A 16,135-nucleotide genomic window follows, 5' to 3' on the forward strand; every position below is an offset into this window, starting at 1 on the left:
GAATCAAAAAAGAATAAAACTCAGTCTTGGGGGACTCAGCCCGGTAGAATACCGGACTGAGTATCAAAAAGCCGGTTAACTGAAACTGTCCAGGTTTTGGGGTTCAGTTCAGCTCGCGCCGCATCCGGCAGGAAACGCCGGACCGAATATGCCTCTTAAGTATTTATCTGATTCTGCAACTGAATCCGTCCGCTCAGGCTAACCCTGTCATTATCAACTATGCTTTTCTCTTAATTCGCTGAAAACAACAGTAAAAGAATGAGGAAAGCATCATGCCACTCTCAAAGGTCTGGGCAGGTTCACTGGTTTTGTTGGCAGCCGTGAGCCTGCCGCTGCACGCGGCTTCCCCCGTTAAAGTCGGTTCAAAAATCGATACCGAAGGCGCGCTGCTCGGCAATATCATTTTGCAGGTGCTGGAAAGTCACGGCGTTCCTACGGTAAATAAAGTGCAATTGGGAACGACTCCCGTAGTGCGCGGGGCGATCACTTCTGGTGAGCTGGATATCTATCCGGAATATACTGGCAATGGCGCGTTTTTCTTTAAAGATGAAAACGATGCTGCGTGGAAAAATGCCGGGCAAGGCTACGAGAAAGTCAAAAAGCTCGATGCAGAGCAAAACAAGTTAATCTGGCTGACGCCTGCGCCTGCAAATAACACCTGGACCATCGCCGTGCGTCAGGATGTGGCAGAGAAAAACAAACTCACTTCGCTTGCTGACCTGAGTCGTTATCTGAAAGAGGGTGGCACCTTCAAACTGGCTGCCTCAGCAGAGTTTATTGAACGCGCCGATGCGTTACCCGCCTTTGAAAAAGCCTATGGCTTTAAGCTCGGTCAGGATCAGTTGCTGTCACTGGCTGGTGGCGACACGGCGGTGACGATTAAAGCCGCTGCCCAGCAAACTTCTGGCGTTAATGCCGCAATGGCTTACGGCACTGACGGTCCGGTCGCGGCACTGGGGTTGCAAACCTTAAGCGATCCGCAAGGCGTGCAACCTATCTACGCGCCTGCACCAGTGGTTCGTGAATCGGTGTTGAAGGAGTATCCGCAAATGGCACAGTGGCTACAGCCAGTCTTCGCCAGCCTCGATGCAAAAACATTGCAGCAACTGAATGCCAGCATTGCCGTTGAAGGACTGGATGCCAAAAAAGTGGCTGCCGACTACCTGAAACAAAAAGGGTGGACGAAGTAATTTCCCGTGACTTATCTACGTATTAATCCTGTTCTGGCGCTGCTGCTGTTGCTGACGGCAATCGCAGCGGCGCTGCCGTTTATCAGTTACGCGCCTAATCGTTTAGTTTCGGGTGAGGGGCGTCATCTCTGGCAGCTGTGGCCGCAAACGATCTGGATGCTGGTGGGCGTTGGTTGCGCCTGGCTGACAGCCTGTTTTATTCCCGCTAAAAAAGGCAGCATTTTTGCACTCATTCTGGCGCAATTCGTCTTCGTATTGCTGGTGTGGGGAGCTGGAAAGGCGGCGACACAACTGGCGCAAAATGGCAGTGCGCTGGCGCGTACCAGCCTCGGCAGTGGTTTCTGGCTGGCTGCGGCGCTGGCATTGCTTGCCTGTAGCGATGCCATCCGACGAATCTCCACGCATCCGCTGTGGCGCTGGTTGTTGCATATGCAGATTGCCATCATTCCGCTGTGGTTGCTGTATTCCGGCGTGCTTAACGATCTCTCGCTAATGAAAGAATACGCCAACCGTCAGGATGTGTTTGATGACGCGCTGGCGCAACATCTGACGTTGCTGTTTGGTGCGGTGCTGCCTGCGTTAGTGATTGGTGTGCCGTTGGGCGTCTGGTGCTACTTTTCCACCGCGCGGCAGGGGGCGATTTTTTCGCTACTCAATGTCATTCAGACCGTGCCTTCGGTGGCGCTCTTTGGCCTGTTGATTGCGCCGCTTGCCGCGCTGGTGACGGCCTTTCCGTGGCTGGGTAAGCTGGGCATAGCAGGAACCGGAATGACACCCGCACTGATTGCGCTGGTGCTCTATGCCTTGCTGCCGCTGGTGCGCGGCGTGGTAGTCGGCTTGAACCAGATCCCGCGCGATGTGCTGGAGAGCGCCAGAGCGATGGGGATGAGCGGGGCGCAGCGATTCCTGCATGTTCAGTTACCGCTGGCGTTACCGGTATTTCTGCGCAGCCTGCGGGTGGTGATGGTGCAAACTGTAGGTATGGCGGTGATTGCGGCGTTAATCGGCGCAGGCGGTTTTGGTGCGCTGGTTTTCCAGGGGCTGCTAAGCAGCGCCATTGATTTAGTGTTGCTGGGGGTGATCCCGGTAATTGTTCTGGCGGTGCTTACCGACGCGCTGTTCGATTTGCTTATCGCACTGCTGAAGGTGAAACGTAATGATTGAATTTAGCCATGTCAGCAAACTGTTCGGCGCACAAAAAGCCGTTAACGATCTCAATCTCAATTTTCAGGAGGGGAGTTTTTCAGTGCTGATTGGTACATCAGGCTCCGGTAAATCCACCACTCTGAAAATGATTAACCGCCTGGTGGAGCATGACAGTGGCGTGATCCGCTTTGCCGGAGAAGAAATTCGCTCGCTGCCAGTGCTGGAGTTGCGCCGCCGGATGGGCTATGCCATTCAATCTATTGGCCTGTTCCCCCACTGGAGCGTGGCGCAAAACATCGCTACCGTGCCGCAATTACAAAAATGGTCGCGGGCGCGGATTGACGATCGTATCGACGAATTAATGGCGCTACTGGGGCTAGAGTCAAATTTACGTGAGCGTTATCCGCATCAGCTTTCCGGTGGTCAGCAGCAACGTGTGGGAGTGGCGCGCGCACTGGCTGCCGATCCGCAAGTCTTACTGATGGATGAACCTTTTGGCGCACTGGACCCGGTAACGCGCGGCGCGTTGCAACAAGAGATGACGCGCATTCACCGTTTGCTGGGGCGCACTATTGTGCTGGTCACTCATGATATTGATGAGGCGCTACGGCTGGCAGAACATCTGGTATTGATGGATCACGGTGAAGTGGTGCAGCAGGGCAATCCGCTGACGATGCTGACTCGTCCGGCGAATGATTTTGTTCGCCAGTTTTTTGGACGTAGTGAACTGGGTGTGCGCCTGCTTTCGTTACGTAGTGTGGCGGATTACGTGCGTCGCGAAGAACGGGCAGAAGGTGAGGCGCTGGCAGAAGAGATGACGCTACGCGATGCGCTCTCCCTGTTTGTCGCGCGGGGATGTGAAGTGCTGCCGGTGGTGAACACACAGGGCGAGCCTTGCGGCACGCTGCATTTTCAGGATCTGCTGGTGGAGGCGTAAGCGTATGAAGATGTTGCGCGATCCGCTGTTCTGGCTCATTGCTTTGTTTGTGGCACTGATTTTCTGGCTGCCTTACAGCCAGCCGCTGTTTGCTGCCTTGTTCCCACAACTGCCACGCCCCGTTTATCAGCAAGAAAGTTTTGCAGCTCTGGCACTGGCTCATTTCTGGCTGGTGGGAATTTCGAGTTTGTTTGCGGTGATCATTGGCACTGGTGCAGGAATTATTGTTACTCGCCCGTGGGGCGCGGAATTTCGCCCACTGGTGGAAACTATTGCCGCCGTTGGGCAGACTTTTCCGCCCGTTGCAGTGCTGGCGATTGCCGTTCCGGTGATCGGCTTTGGCCTGCAACCGGCGATTATCGCCTTGATCCTTTACGGTGTGCTACCCGTCCTGCAGGCGACACTTGCCGGGCTGGGAGCGATTGATGCCAGCGTGACAGAAGTTGCGAAAGGTATGGGAATGAGTCGTGGTCAGCGACTGCGTAAGGTCGAGCTACCGCTGGCGGCTCCGGTGATTCTGGCGGGCGTGCGAACTTCGGTGATTATCAACATTGGTACGGCGACGATCGCCTCAACGGTAGGGGCCAGCACGCTGGGTACGCCGATCATCATCGGGCTTAGCGGATTTAATACCGCGTATGTGATCCAGGGGGCATTACTGGTGGCACTGGCGGCGATCATCGCAGACCGCCTGTTTGAAAGGCTGGTGCAGGCGTTCAGCCAGCACGCAAAATAAAGGTATAACCTGCGAGCATGACGCCACCAATTCCGCCTAACGCCATAAACAGGAACAGGGCGATGACCCCAATTTTAGCTATGCGCATAATGCACTCCTTATGTTAACGAAAGGATTGTACAGTAAAGCGCATTTGTTAACGAATCATTAAATGCCGAGTGGGAAAATATCATGGCCTTGTTCCTGCCAACTGGTGAGTTGCTGCTGTTGGGCGGAGGTTCGATTATCACCGCACCACACCAGCAATGTACGACCTTCGAACAGTTCAGGGCGTAGTTGATTGAGCGAGTGGGCGAGGACATCAATGCGCCATCCTTGTTGACTGGCAATCCAGCCCTCCAGCCACAGACGAGTGGTATCCTGAATATTCCAGCCAACCACCAGTGCATCTTTACCCTGTTTTTTGCGCGCCGAAGCCAGGCAAATAGAGATGTAGTTGATCAGTACGCCGTCGAGGATCGCCAGCAGCGCCTGGAGAGTCGGTTGTTGGCACTGAAGCCGTCGGCGCAGTGGAATAAACAGGTGCGTGGTGAGTGTCTGGGCGGGGTAATCCTGACCGCGCTCTTTGATCCACGTTCGCAGGCTATGCAGATTGCCGCTTTGCAGATAAGTCAGTAATGTTTCTTGCTGATCGCGCCAGCCGTTCTGCACATCAACATTTTCATTACTGAGCAGCATTTTAACTTTGCTGACCTGCACGCCGTTGTCGATCCAGCGTTTGATCTCGCGGATACGGTCAATATCGGCATCGTTGAACAGCCGATGACCGCCGTCTGTCCGTTGCGGTTTCAGCAATCCGTAACGCCTCTGCCACGCGCGTAACGTGACAGGGTTAATATCACAAAGCAACGCCACTTCACCAATTGTGTAAAGCGCCATCGTCTCACCCTTGCTCGCGAGGTCCCGGTTTAACTTTAGACGCAGTTTTGCGAACCAGGTAGTTTTGCCCGTTTTTTGTGCATCTATAGGGTGATTTTATTTTTGCCAGGCGATTTTGAGTGATCATACTCACGAATTCTCATTTTTCTGCAAGAGTTCAAAGAAAGTTAAACGCAGGCAATGTATGTTACGCGTTTTAAAGGGAAGTGTGGTTTGCGGGTATGTACGATTTTAATCTGGTGTTGCTGCTGCTTCAGCAGATGTGCGTTTTTTTAGTCATTGCGTGGTTAATGAGTAAAACGCCATTATTCATACCGTTAATGCAGGTCACGGTTCGTCTGCCGCATAAATTTCTCTGCTACATCGTCTTTTCCATCTTCTGCATCATGGGCACCTGGTTTGGGTTGCACATTGACGATTCTATTGCCAATACCCGTGCGATAGGCGCGGTAATGGGCGGCTTACTCGGCGGTCCGGTCGTCGGTGGGCTGGTTGGTCTGACCGGCGGGTTACATCGATATTCGATGGGGGGCATGACCGCGCTAAGTTGCATGATCTCGACCATCGTTGAAGGATTGCTCGGCGGCCTGGTACACAGCATCCTGATCCGTCGCGGGCGCACTGATAAAGTCTTTAACCCCATTACCGCCGGTGCCGTCACGTTCGTCGCTGAAATGGTGCAAATGTTGATCATCCTGGCGATCGCCCGACCTTATGAAGATGCGGTGCGTCTGGTGAGTAATATTGCTGCGCCAATGATGGTCACCAATACCGTCGGCGCGGCACTGTTTATGCGTATATTGCTCGATAAACGCGCGATGTTTGAAAAATACACTTCGGCTTTTTCTGCCACTGCACTGAAAGTGGCGGCCTCGACGGAAGGCATTTTGCGCCAGGGGTTTAACGAAGAGAACAGCATGAAAGTGGCACAGGTGCTGTATCAGGAGCTGGATATTGGTGCAGTCGCGATTACCGATCGAGAGAAATTGCTGGCCTTTACCGGAATTGGTGACGACCACCATTTACCCGGCAAACCGATTTCTTCAACTTATACCTTAAAAGCGATTGAAACCGGTGAAGTGGTCTACGCTGATGGCAACGAAGTGCCTTACCGTTGCTCTTTGCATCCGCAATGCAAACTGGGGTCGACGCTGGTCATTCCGTTGCGTGGTGAAAATCAGCGAGTGATGGGTACCATCAAATTGTATGAAGCCAAAAACCGTTTATTCAGTTCAATCAACCGCACGCTGGGCGAGGGGATTGCGCAACTGCTTTCGGCGCAGATCCTCGCCGGGCAATATGAGCGGCAAAAAGCGATGCTCACCCAGTCAGAGATCAAACTGCTTCACGCCCAGGTGAATCCCCATTTTTTGTTTAATGCGCTTAACACCATTAAAGCGGTGATCCGCCGCGACAGCGAACAGGCCAGCCAGCTGGTGCAGTATCTTTCCACTTTTTTCCGCAAAAACTTAAAGCGGCCTTCGGAGTTTGTTACTCTCGCCGACGAAATTGAACATGTGAACGCTTATCTGCAAATTGAAAAGGCGCGCTTCCAGTCGCGGTTGCAGGTCAACATTGCTATTCCGCAAGAATTATCCCAGCAGCAATTGCCCGCGTTTACCCTGCAACCGATAGTGGAAAACGCCATTAAACATGGGACATCACAACTGCTGGATACAGGGCGAGTGGCAATCAGCGCCCGACGTGAGGGGCAACATTTGATGCTGGAGATCGAAGACAATGCAGGTTTGTATCAACCGGTAACCAATGCCAGTGGGCTGGGGATGAATCTGGTGGATAAGCGTTTACGTGAACGGTTTGGCGATGACTATGGGATAAGCGTCGCCTGTGAGCCTGATAGTTACACCCGAATAACGTTACGACTACCATGGAGGGACGAGGCATGATTAAAGTCTTAATTGTCGATGATGAACCGTTAGCACGGGAGAACCTGCGCGTATTTTTGCAGGAGCAGAGCGATATTGAAATCGTTGGAGAGTGTTCAAACGCCGTAGAAGGGATCGGCGCGGTGCATAAACTGCGCCCGGATGTGCTGTTTCTCGATATCCAGATGCCGCGCATCAGTGGTCTGGAAATGGTGGGGATGCTCGACCCGGAACATCGCCCGTATATTGTTTTTCTCACCGCGTTTGATGAATACGCCATTAAAGCCTTTGAAGAACATGCCTTTGATTATCTGCTGAAGCCAATTGATGAAGCGCGACTGGAGAAAACGCTGGCGCGATTGCGTCTGGAGCGCAGCAAGCAGGATGTTTCGTTGTTACCGGAAAATCAACAGGCGCTGAAATTTATCCCTTGTACGGGGCATAGTCGGATTTATTTGCTGCAAATGAAAGATGTGGCATTTGTCAGCAGTCGGATGAGCGGTGTCTACGTTACCAGTCACGAAGGGAAAGAGGGCTTTACCGAACTGACATTACGTACCCTGGAGAGTCGTACACCACTACTGCGCTGCCATCGTCAGTATCTGGTTAACCTCGCGCATTTACAGGAGATTCGTCTGGAAGATAACGGTCAGGCCGAGTTGATTTTGCGTAATGGCTTAACCGTACCGGTCAGCCGCCGTTATCTGAAAAGCTTAAAAGAGGCGATTGGCCTGTAAAAGACTGCTAAAATGGCTTTTTGCCTCATCAACACCTGAAGGCCTCATGCTAAGTAACGATATTCTGCGCAGCGTGCGCTACATTTTGAAAGCCAATAATAATGACCTGGTGCGTATTCTGGCGCTGGGTAATGTCGAAGCCACCGCGGAACAGATCGTCGTCTGGCTACGTAAAGAAGACGAAGAGGGTTTTCAGCGTTGTCCGGACATTGTTTTGTCGTCATTCCTCAATGGCCTGATTTATCAAAAACGCGGCAAGGATGAGTCTGCTCCGGCACTGGAGCCGGAACGTCGCATTAATAACAACATCGTGCTGAAAAAATTACGCATCGCGTTTTCGCTGAAAACCGATGACATTCTGGCGATCCTCACCGAACAGCAGTTCCGCGTTTCGATGCCGGAAATTACAGCGATGATGCGTGCACCGGATCATAAAAACTTCCGCGAATGCGGCGATCAATTTTTACGTTATTTTCTGCGTGGACTGGCAGCGCGCCAGCATGTGAAGAAAAGCTAAGACGGGTATGGCGGCCATGCGAAACATGGCCGCCGACAGATTATTTCACTTCTTTAAAACCAGCGGCTTTCATCACCAGTTCCATTTGCGCCATAGTGATACCTTTTTTGGCATCTTCAGCAGAAACGTTGATTCCTGAAATACCCTGTAGGGCTTTAAAATCCACTTTTTCCATATCGATAGTCACGTTTTCCTGCGCGTAGGTATCGGTATAGGTTAATTTTTCTTCAACACCCGCGATGTTTTTGTATTTGGCGCTTAACGGCTCAAGTGTCCTGGCGGCATCTTCTTTGGTGGTTGCACCAATGGAGGCAAATTGAATTTTGGTTTCAGAAGATTGCTTAAGCACCTTGTCACCTTTGTAGACATAGGTAATGGCAATTTCAGTGCCGTTCAGATTGGCGCTGAATTTCTTTGATTCTTCTTTGTCACCGCAGCCAGCAAGAGAGAAAACCAGAACAGATGCAACAACAAGGGAAAACAGCTTATTGAAAGCCTTCATGTAAAACTCCATTTTATTTAATCAAGGAACTGGTGACTCTCACCAGGGGCTATATAGGATATGCCTAATACTATGGCGTGAGCAGTCCGGAACAGGAGTAGAACTCTTAATAAAAAGCACTATTTCATCCTTGTTGCTGAAGCATGGGGAATAATTGTTCGCAAAGCAAAACACCGTTATTCATTGCTTCTACCCGTGCCTCGCTTTCTGTATTACGAAATTGTCCCAACACATGTGCCAGCCGATAAAAACCCACCGCGGTGAGGTCATTCGCCAGCAACTCTGCCTGACCAATAGCACTCTGTTCCTGATAGCGCCAGCCGTTATGGAGCAGTTGAATAAGTAACGCCTGGCAGCGCATCAGCAACTGATGAGCGGTAGACGGCACAGGCAAAACGCTGGCAGAAGGTAGCGGTGCCACAGGCGCAGTTTCTGCGTCCAGCGCCCAGGCGCGGTTTTTTGTCATCATCACCCGTGGTTCCAGTGTCAATTGCCCCTCTACAAAGCTGACAAAGCCAGAAACCAGACTCACGGGGTCGTCTGTTTGTTGCAAAAGCGCCGCCATGCGTTCAACAGCAAAGGGCGAACAGGCAGAGGCTGGTAGGGATAATGTCAGCACGTTATCTTCACCTTCGCCGCTGATTACCTGCGCATCCAGTGTCTGGCGGCTGCTATCCCAACCGAGCGAAATACACTCCGCTACCGGCAGAATAAATAAGTTATCCACCTGATTAAGAGGCCGTATGCAGGCGGGGGGACGCTGGCGTAAATATTCCCGCAAAGCCACAATGCCCGGCTGGCGCAATGGCGCGCTCAACATTTGCCAGGCGTCTGGCGACAGCGGCACAACACTACTCAAGCGGTTGCGGGTAGCTAATAGCAGTTCGCCATCGGCACTGCGTTTTGCTGCTTGTGAAACAATTTGCCCACCTGCCAGTGCGCCAGCCAGAAAACTAAACAGCCGACGCGTCGCTGCCGGTGAATTTTCCTGTTCGCTTCTCGGCCAACTACGCGAAAGATGCAAAATACTGCCGGTGTCGGGATCGGTGAACCAGATGCGTAAACCATACTGCTCAATATCCTGCCAGCAACGCATACCTAAAGACACCAGCCGCAGATGATCAAGCTTTGCTTCTCCGGCAATGCCAGAGCCAACGACCGTGCGCCACGGCACAGGAGGAACTTCACCAACACTGTCGCGCCGCGCCATCTCTTGTGCGCAATTTAATCGACTGTTTAATGCCGCAAGCTGACGTAAGCATTCTCCGGCATGGTAGTGGCTGGCGCGGGCGTGGAAGGCATCAACGCTGGCGCGCAATTGCCGTAGCGATTCACTCACCCATCGCCAGTTGCAGCGTTCCGCCGCTTGCTGCGCGCGGCTGAAAGCGGCCTCGTAATGAATAAGCGGCTGGCTGATGCCGCTCAGCCATAATGCCTGGCTTAGTTGCTGAACATATTGACGACACGCGTTGCCCTCTTCGCTGGCAAACGGATCGTCAGATGATGTGACGTGTTCGCTGCGCATCTGCCAGATTAAATGGTTAAATTCTGCTTGCTGCGCTTTGGCCTGGACAAAGGCCTGTACTGCCAGCACAACATGTTCGCAAAGTGTTCCTTCAATACAATCACAGCGTGCGAAACGAATGCTGCTGCGGGAATAAAAACGTACATCGCTCATCGGTAAGCGGGCAGAGGGAATTTCGCCCGGCGTACAGAACAACTCAATGGTGATGCCTTTAGCGACCAGCGCCTGCGCGCGTTTGCGGGTGGCATCGGGAAGGGTAGCCAGTTCTTCTAGCCAGATTGCCGGATCCCACTCTTCTTCTTTTTCCGTAGGCTGGGTGGTGGCGCAAAGTCGCTGATAACTTAAAACCAGCATCACGCGATGGCGGCACATGCCGCTGGCCCCGCAGCTGCATTGAGCCTCTTTCAGTGCCTGACCGTTCGCCAGCTGGGTACGGACACCGTCACTGAAGGTGGCGATTAAAGCGCCGTTCTTATGGCTGATTTCCGGGACGTTGCCATTTTCCAGTTCCTTAAGACTGCGTTTAACAAAACCGGCATTGCTTAACGCCGTCAGGGCCTGCGGCGTCAGTTCTAATAATTCCGGACGTAGTGAATTCATGACTGAAGATTCTCCGCAAGCCAGGCCGCCAGTTCGCCCGGTGTCATGGCAGCTATTTGTGCGCCGACATTAACCAGCGCCTGGGCCATATCGCGGTCATAGCAAGGTGTTGCGGTGCTATCGAGCGCCGCCAGTCCCAGCACTTTGACGCCGCTCTGGACACACTTTTTCACCTGATGCGTCAGCAATGATGATGAACCCCCTTCATAGAAATCGCTCACGAGGATAATGACGCTTTTTGCTGGTTGTTCAATAAGTTGCCGACCATACTCCACGGCACTGGCGATATTGGTTCCGCCGCCTAATTGCACTTTCATTAATAACTCTACCGGATCGGCAACGTCTGCCGTGAGATCAACCACGCTGGTGTCAAACGCCACCAGATGGGTACGAATGCCGGGTAACTGCCATAAACAGGCCGCCATCACCGCTGAGTGGATCACCGAGTCAACCATCGATCCGCTTTGATCAACCAGTAAGACCAGTTGCCATTGTTCGCTTTGGCGCTTAATGCGACTGTTAAAGCGGGGGGATTCGATATACAACTTGCCGTGTTGCGGGTGCCAGTGTTGCAGGTTGGCGCGCAGAGTACTTTTGAAATCAAAGTTTCGCGCCAGTGGAATAAATGAGCGGCGACGGCGATCGCGGACACCAGAAAAAGCCTGACGAACTTCCTTTGCCAGTCGCGCCATAATTTCTTCCACAACCTGGCGTACTATCCGGCGGGCGGCAGCCAGTACTTCGGGATTCATCAGATGTTTGGTGTGCAAAACGGCGCGTAGCAGGCTTTCCGAAGGCTGCATACGTTCCAGCACGTCGAGATTTGTCACCACATCTTCAATGCCGTAGCGCAGTACGGCATCGCTTTCCAGCCGTTCAATCACCTGTTGCGGAAACAGCGTGTGAATACTGTTGATCCACTCAGGGGTGGTGAGATTTGAGCCACCTAATCCACCGGAGCGTTCACCACGCTGGAGCCGTTCAGGATCGCGCCCGTACAGCCACTCCAGCGCGTGGTCTATCTGCCGGGCGTTGTCATCCAGCCCACAAAGCGTCGTTTCTGCCGCTTCGCCAAGAATTAATCGCCAGCGTTGTAGCTCACGGGTGGTCAGAAGATCGTTCAGTTCAGACATGGAAAACTCCCCAGTGTTGCAGCGATGCCAGTGCCTGCTGTTCGAGTTGTTGATGATGTGCAATGGCTTGCGGTGGACAATGCAACGGCATTTGCAGCGCTGAAATGGGAAGCTGTGCGAGCTGGTAATGCTCAAGCACCTGATGCGCCAGCGTCCCGCGTTCTCGTGGTGGTAGCCAGGCCATCGCCGCGCGTAAATCGGGCAGGGCGTTAATAAAATCGTCGTCACTCAGTTGATTTAAATGACTACTGAAACCGGCGATAAATGCCGGCTGACAGGCCAGTTGATGACGGGCTAATGCCAGCAAACCGTGCAGCGCCTCGCCGGATTGTGCCGGGGATAACTGCGCCAGCATCGTCAGCGCCGCTTCGGCACTGGCGTTGGGATGTTCCAGACGCATTAGTGCGCCAAGAGCCGCGCCGCGATCCAGCGCCGGGGCATGAATCGCCTGACTGCGGCGCTCCAGTAAGGCTACCGCCGCAGAAAGCGAAACGCCGGGTAAATTAACGCCGCTATGTAGATCGCGCAGGATATGGCAAAGCGCTTGCCAGCTATGCAGGTGAGCGTGAAACTCCTTTTCATCCGGTCTGCCGTTGGATTCACACAGCCAGAGTGTGCGATCGATAGCTGCGCATAACGTCGTCTGTAATATCTGCGCGCCTTGCATACCGCTAATTTCATCCAGCCGCCATAAGGCGTATAGCACTTCCAGCGCCTGGCCCATTTCGGCAAACTGATTTTCCTGGGCGATTAATAATGTAAGTTGCTCCAGTAATTGTTGACTGAAGGACGCCAGACCCGCTAACGCCGCCTGGCTAAGACATGTGGTGATACTGCCGATTCCACCCGCGTCCAGCATATCGGCTTCTAATTTATGGCGTGCGGCTTCCTGGAGTGTGGCACCAAAGCAGGCGGCCTCAATTAATGCCGCATGTTGGCTAAGCGGGCGGGTTAATTTCCAGCGTTCTTCACCGTTGCCTGCAAGTGTCAGTGTACTTCCCTGCTGGCGCACAACCCCTGGGATCTCCAGTATTACCAGCCGATGTAACACCTGACTTTGCGCCAGTCCATCGGGGGTAAAGCGATTTAAGGTAAGCTCCGCCGGAAAAGAGATTCCGGTACGTTCCAGTTCGCAGGTGACATCTTTTGGCAGAGGTGGCTGTGGCGTCGAGGGGGCAAGTTTACCGAATCCGTCACCCGCTAATGTGTCTATCAACGTTAGCAGAATCGGATCGGTATCGGGATGAATAACGCCGCGATAGCTCCACGGCAACGGCGCGTTCAGGGCTTCTTTGAGCAGCGAGCCGGCTATAGCATCCAGCCAGTCAGTGCGTAACGGTAGTGTATGACCGCGCAACTGTGCCAGTGCCATCGCATGCAGATGAGCGGCAGCCATATCCGCTGTTGAAGCAGGCAAGTGGTGCTGGCGCAAACGGGTAAGAACCGTTTTCAGTAGTTGTTCACCTGCCTGCTGCAAGCCCCACCGCCAGCACCAGTTTTGCCAGACCGGGGCAGGCATTCCTGAAAGGTATCCTGCCAGCACATCAAGGCGCTTTTCACTGTATGGCGTGAGATAGCAACCTGTAACGGCATCTGCCAGCGACGGCAATTCTGGCGTGTTAATTTCTTGCGGGCATTCGCGCCACATTTTTGCCAGTGCCGGAGCGTGCCAGCCACCGCAGACAACTAACACGTCGCCATTATTTTGCTGCATCGCCCATGCAATCCAGCGGGCCATAAAGGCTTCGCGCTGACGATTGAGAGCATCTCCGGGGGAGTCGCCCCGCAGTTGGGCAAAATAGTGCGCCAGTGCAGAGGGTAATGCAGTTTGCTGGCTTTCATCTTCGAACAAGTGATCCCACAGGGTGTCGCTGTTATCCATGCGGGTGGCACGCAGCAGCAAGGCCTGGCTTTCCTCTTGCATATCAGGCGAATCGTCCTCTTCTTCACTTTGTGCCCAGCAAGGCAAATCGATGAAGTAAGTTTGTGCCTGAATACGACGTGCGGCTTGTAGCGCCTGCCACTCCGGCGAAAATTCAGCAAATGGCGTCCAGGCACCACGCCCGGGGGCTGCACCGTCCTGATACTGGCAATAACTGTAAATAGCTACCGGAAGCTGGTGGGCTAACAACAGTTCGTCTACCCGGTCATTAAAATCAGCCGGGCCTTCAATCAACACGTATCGTGGCCGCTGGCTTTCGATTAACGATTTCACCAGCCGGGCGCAGGCCGGACTATGATGCCGGATGCCGACAATTAACGGCTCGCTCATGCATCTTTCCTCACGGCAGGCGGTGGCGGGCTTGATAATAAGCCTGCCAGTGAGCTTCTTTATGTGTAGCGACACGTTGTTCGAAGTAACGGCGCAGACGTGCGCGATCTTCTTCGTTATCTTTGACGATGGTTCCGGCAATACAGTCCACCAGGTCGGCTGGCTCCCCCGCGCGATTCGCTAAAAACCAGGCGCGGACACCCACAGCGTGGGCCACGTTCACGGCTTCAGCGGTGGACATAATCGCTGTCAGTGTATCCATTGACGTTTTCTTTTCGCCGTTGGCACGCAGATCGCGGAAGGTGCGTACCAGTAACTCCAGTACCGCGTCAGGAACTTTATGCGGAATACCGCTATGGGCCAGCAAACGCGCCGAAGCACTGGCGACCAGTTCCAGCTCCTGGGCGAAATCCATAATCGGAAAGACGGTTTCAAAATCGAAGCGACGCTTTAGCGCGGCACTCATCTCATTGACGCCGCGATCGCGGGTATTGGCAGTGGCAATAATATTAAAGCCTTCCCGCGCATAGAGCTGACTGGCTTCACCAGTGAGTTCCGGCACCGTCATTACCCTGTCAGAAAGCATACCTAACAGACAGTCTTGTACTTCCAGCGGTGTACGCGTTATCTCTTCAAAACGGACAATTTTGCCGTCGCGCATTCCCTGGTAAAGTGGGGCAGGGACCAGCGCTTCCGTTGACGGGCCATGGTTGATAAGCAGGGCGTAGTTCCAGCCGTACTTGATTTGATCTTCGGTGGTAGATGCGCCGCCCTGGATGGTTAACCCGGCATCGCCGCTAATAGCGGTTGCCAGTAATTCAGACAGGAGCGATTTTGCGGTGCCAGGTTCCCCCACCAACATCAAACCGCGCCCGGTAGCGAGAGTGACTAACATGCGTTCGACAGCGGAGGGGCTAATCACGACTTTACGGCTAATATTTTGTGCTTCGTCGCCAAGGATAAAAACACGGGCCGCAGGCAAACTTAACTGCCAACCGGGCGGGCAAGGTGCGTGATCATTTTGTTTTAATTTTGCCAGTTCATCGGCGTATAACACAGCGGCAGGCGGACGCTGCAGATGATTATTCTGCGGTGACATATATTCATCCCTGAAATGTATTAATGAAATAAACGATATTTTACGCGCAATAAATGTTTGGCGCATTAGTTGTTTGAGCGGAAAATATCTGGAAAGCAGATCATAGTAAATAAAAAAACCTGCTGGTGAGGCAGGTTCTTTTATTTACTACTTTCAGGCCTAACACCACGGCCTGTGCAACATCGTGTTCCAACGAACGAATTATAACCATCGGTGGACCCCGTTGCAATTAAGATAATGAGATTTATAATCCTGACTGTTGGGAGGTTGCGCCGGATCGAACCCATTTCAAGTCCTGGCTACCGGACGGGTGGTGCCGCAGGTAGTGCCCTGATCCGGAGTGCAACATCGTGGTCCAACATACGTAAACCAGTATCGACAGGCAGTGTAAGGGTAAGATGCTGGTGTTGCGCTCCTTAATAAGGAGAGCGGATGGACACGCTGACACAAAAGTTAACCGTGCTCATTGCCGTACTGGAGTTATTAGTGGCTCTGTTACGGCTGATTGATTTGTTGAAGTAACGGGCAAATTGAAACGCATCTAAGGGGGAAAACCGCTTCCCCCTTTAATAAAGCTATACTCGTCATACTTCAAGTTACATGTGCTGCGACTTGAATTATCTAGAGTATATAATTCTATTTGTTGGTTGAATATATTCTGTAGTTCACAATTAAAAATTACTATTACAGGTTCAGGTGATTCGCCTCGTAATTTTTGCTCATCAATAAACTCATCTCTTATATAAATCAACGCATCATTTATTAGCGGGTCAACATCCTCTCGATCACGTTGATGAAATGTTGGACGTAGACGGAACCTGTAAATAATTCAGAGCATTTATGGATCTCAAGTCTGAAGGAAAACGGATCTTCAGGTACAGGGACCTCATAATCGTAAATAGCAACCAGCTCTTTTTGCACGATCATCGCTTTCCCCGCTGGTAAGTCGTGTAGATAACGGGCAGTCGCATCACTG

General features: G+C 52.6%; 15 protein-coding genes and 1 pseudogene. 8 read left to right on the plus strand and 8 right to left on the minus strand.

Features of this window, described 5'->3' with window-relative positions; genetic code table 11:
* The 5 genes from ACJHX7_RS10990 to yehW all read left to right on the plus strand — a co-directional run.
* Positions 1–79 (plus strand): IS3 family transposase (locus ACJHX7_RS10990; RefSeq protein WP_322967685.1); only part of this gene is annotated, 79 nt, incomplete at its 5' end.
* 193 nt (positions 80–272) lie between these two features.
* On the plus strand, positions 273–1,190 hold the full coding sequence (gene osmF, locus ACJHX7_RS10995) for a glycine betaine ABC transporter substrate-binding protein OsmF (RefSeq protein WP_001131249.1): 918 nt from the start codon (positions 273–275) through the stop codon (positions 1,188–1,190).
* 6 nt (positions 1,191–1,196) lie between these two features.
* Positions 1,197–2,354 (plus strand): glycine betaine ABC transporter permease YehY, encoded by a 1,158-nt coding sequence (gene yehY, locus ACJHX7_RS11000; RefSeq protein ID WP_094029837.1) that lies wholly within the window; start codon positions 1,197–1,199, stop codon positions 2,352–2,354.
* Positions 2,347–3,273, plus strand: a complete 927-nt coding sequence (gene yehX, locus ACJHX7_RS11005) for a glycine betaine ABC transporter ATP binding protein YehX (protein ID WP_000569360.1) — start codon at positions 2,347–2,349, stop codon at positions 3,271–3,273. Before yehY ends, yehX begins: the two co-directional genes overlap by 8 nt.
* Before the next feature lie 4 nt (positions 3,274–3,277).
* Positions 3,278–4,009 (plus strand): glycine betaine ABC transporter permease YehW, encoded by a 732-nt coding sequence (gene yehW, locus ACJHX7_RS11010; protein WP_032171571.1) that lies wholly within the window; start codon positions 3,278–3,280, stop codon positions 4,007–4,009.
* Here the strand turns inward: yehW and ACJHX7_RS11015 are convergent.
* Together ACJHX7_RS11015 and mlrA are read right to left on the minus strand one after the other, a co-directional pair.
* Positions 3,990–4,097, minus strand: a complete 108-nt coding sequence (locus tag ACJHX7_RS11015) for a protein YohO (RefSeq protein WP_001216963.1) — start codon at positions 4,095–4,097, stop codon at positions 3,990–3,992. The genes yehW and ACJHX7_RS11015 overlap by 20 nt on opposite strands.
* Before the next feature lie 59 nt (positions 4,098–4,156).
* The gene (gene mlrA, locus ACJHX7_RS11020; RefSeq protein ID WP_001240405.1) at positions 4,157–4,888 is read right to left on the minus strand and encodes an HTH-type transcriptional regulator MlrA; all 732 of its coding nucleotides are present in this window, start codon (positions 4,886–4,888) and stop codon (positions 4,157–4,159) included.
* A 221-nt stretch (positions 4,889–5,109) separates the two neighbouring features.
* On the opposite strand from mlrA, the gene btsS reads away from it, so the two are divergent.
* The 3 genes from btsS to ACJHX7_RS11035 are packed head-to-tail and all read left to right on the plus strand — an operon-like array spanning position 5,110 to position 8,028.
* Positions 5,110–6,795: a two-component regulatory system sensor histidine kinase BtsS gene (gene btsS / locus ACJHX7_RS11025; RefSeq protein ID WP_001334139.1), complete on the plus strand. Its 1,686-nt coding sequence runs from the start codon at positions 5,110–5,112 to the stop codon at positions 6,793–6,795.
* Positions 6,792–7,511 carry a two-component system response regulator BtsR gene (btsR, locus tag ACJHX7_RS11030; RefSeq protein ID WP_001308766.1) on the plus strand — a complete coding sequence of 240 codons (720 nt, stop codon included), beginning with the start codon at positions 6,792–6,794 and terminating at the stop codon, positions 7,509–7,511. The genes btsS and btsR overlap by 4 nt, the downstream gene beginning before the upstream one ends.
* Positions 7,512–7,557: 46 nt before the next feature.
* On the plus strand, positions 7,558–8,028 hold the full coding sequence (locus tag ACJHX7_RS11035; protein ID WP_094029838.1) for a DUF1456 family protein: 471 nt from the start codon (positions 7,558–7,560) through the stop codon (positions 8,026–8,028).
* Positions 8,029–8,068: 40 nt separating this feature from the next.
* On the opposite strand, the gene ACJHX7_RS11040 is transcribed toward ACJHX7_RS11035, so the two are convergent.
* The 6 genes and pseudogenes from ACJHX7_RS11040 to ACJHX7_RS11065 all read right to left on the minus strand — a co-directional run bounded on the left by ACJHX7_RS11040 (position 8,069) and on the right by ACJHX7_RS11065 (position 16,086).
* Positions 8,069–8,530: a YehR family lipoprotein gene (locus tag ACJHX7_RS11040; protein WP_001296231.1), complete on the minus strand. Its 462-nt coding sequence runs from the start codon at positions 8,528–8,530 to the stop codon at positions 8,069–8,071.
* A 124-nt stretch (positions 8,531–8,654) separates the two neighbouring features.
* A complete protein-coding gene (locus tag ACJHX7_RS11045) occupies positions 8,655–10,655 on the minus strand; it encodes an SWIM zinc finger family protein (protein WP_094029839.1) in 2,001 nt (666 codons plus the stop codon).
* On the minus strand, positions 10,652–11,788 hold the full coding sequence (locus ACJHX7_RS11050) for a VWA domain-containing protein (protein WP_077516314.1): 1,137 nt from the start codon (positions 11,786–11,788) through the stop codon (positions 10,652–10,654). Before ACJHX7_RS11050 ends, ACJHX7_RS11045 begins: the two co-directional genes overlap by 4 nt.
* The gene (locus ACJHX7_RS11055; RefSeq protein ID WP_077516312.1) at positions 11,781–14,060 is read right to left on the minus strand and encodes a DUF5682 family protein; all 2,280 of its coding nucleotides are present in this window, start codon (positions 14,058–14,060) and stop codon (positions 11,781–11,783) included. The genes ACJHX7_RS11050 and ACJHX7_RS11055 overlap by 8 nt, the downstream gene beginning before the upstream one ends.
* Before the next feature lie 10 nt (positions 14,061–14,070).
* Positions 14,071–15,159, minus strand: coding sequence for an ATP-binding protein (locus ACJHX7_RS11060; protein ID WP_077516310.1), 1,089 nt, complete (start codon positions 15,157–15,159; stop codon positions 14,071–14,073).
* Positions 15,160–15,700: 541 nt separating this feature from the next.
* Positions 15,701–16,086, minus strand: a pseudogene (locus ACJHX7_RS11065) (hypothetical protein).
* Positions 16,087–16,135: the final 49 nt, after the last annotated feature.

Origin of the sequence: Escherichia sp. WS1451 (genome assembly GCF_046487365.1) — a bacterium.
In the GTDB taxonomy this organism is placed as follows: Bacteria; Pseudomonadota; Gammaproteobacteria; order Enterobacterales; family Enterobacteriaceae; genus Escherichia; species Escherichia coli.

Bases quoted from the DNA above. Each gene is read 5' to 3' on its own strand.
- osmF (WP_001131249.1), top strand. From the start codon at position 273: ATGCCACTCTCAAAGGTCTGGGCAGGTTCACTGGTTTTGTTGGCAGCC.
- yehX (WP_000569360.1), top strand. From the start codon at position 2,347: ATGATTGAATTTAGCCATGTCAGCAAACTGTTCGGCGCACAAAAAGCC.
- yehW (WP_032171571.1), top strand. From the start codon at position 3,278: ATGAAGATGTTGCGCGATCCGCTGTTCTGGCTCATTGCTTTGTTTGTG.
- ACJHX7_RS11015 (WP_001216963.1), bottom strand. From the start codon at position 4,097: ATGCGCATAGCTAAAATTGGGGTCATCGCCCTGTTCCTGTTTATGGCG.
- mlrA (WP_001240405.1), bottom strand. From the start codon at position 4,888: ATGGCGCTTTACACAATTGGTGAAGTGGCGTTGCTTTGTGATATTAAC.
- btsS (WP_001334139.1), top strand. From the start codon at position 5,110: ATGTACGATTTTAATCTGGTGTTGCTGCTGCTTCAGCAGATGTGCGTT.
- btsR (WP_001308766.1), top strand. From the start codon at position 6,792: ATGATTAAAGTCTTAATTGTCGATGATGAACCGTTAGCACGGGAGAAC.
- ACJHX7_RS11035 (WP_094029838.1), top strand. From the start codon at position 7,558: ATGCTAAGTAACGATATTCTGCGCAGCGTGCGCTACATTTTGAAAGCC.
- ACJHX7_RS11040 (WP_001296231.1), bottom strand. From the start codon at position 8,530: ATGAAGGCTTTCAATAAGCTGTTTTCCCTTGTTGTTGCATCTGTTCTG.
- ACJHX7_RS11045 (WP_094029839.1), bottom strand. From the start codon at position 10,655: ATGAATTCACTACGTCCGGAATTATTAGAACTGACGCCGCAGGCCCTG.
- ACJHX7_RS11050 (WP_077516314.1), bottom strand. From the start codon at position 11,788: ATGTCTGAACTGAACGATCTTCTGACCACCCGTGAGCTACAACGCTGG.
- ACJHX7_RS11055 (WP_077516312.1), bottom strand. From the start codon at position 14,060: ATGAGCGAGCCGTTAATTGTCGGCATCCGGCATCATAGTCCGGCCTGC.
- ACJHX7_RS11060 (WP_077516310.1), bottom strand. From the start codon at position 15,159: ATGTCACCGCAGAATAATCATCTGCAGCGTCCGCCTGCCGCTGTGTTA.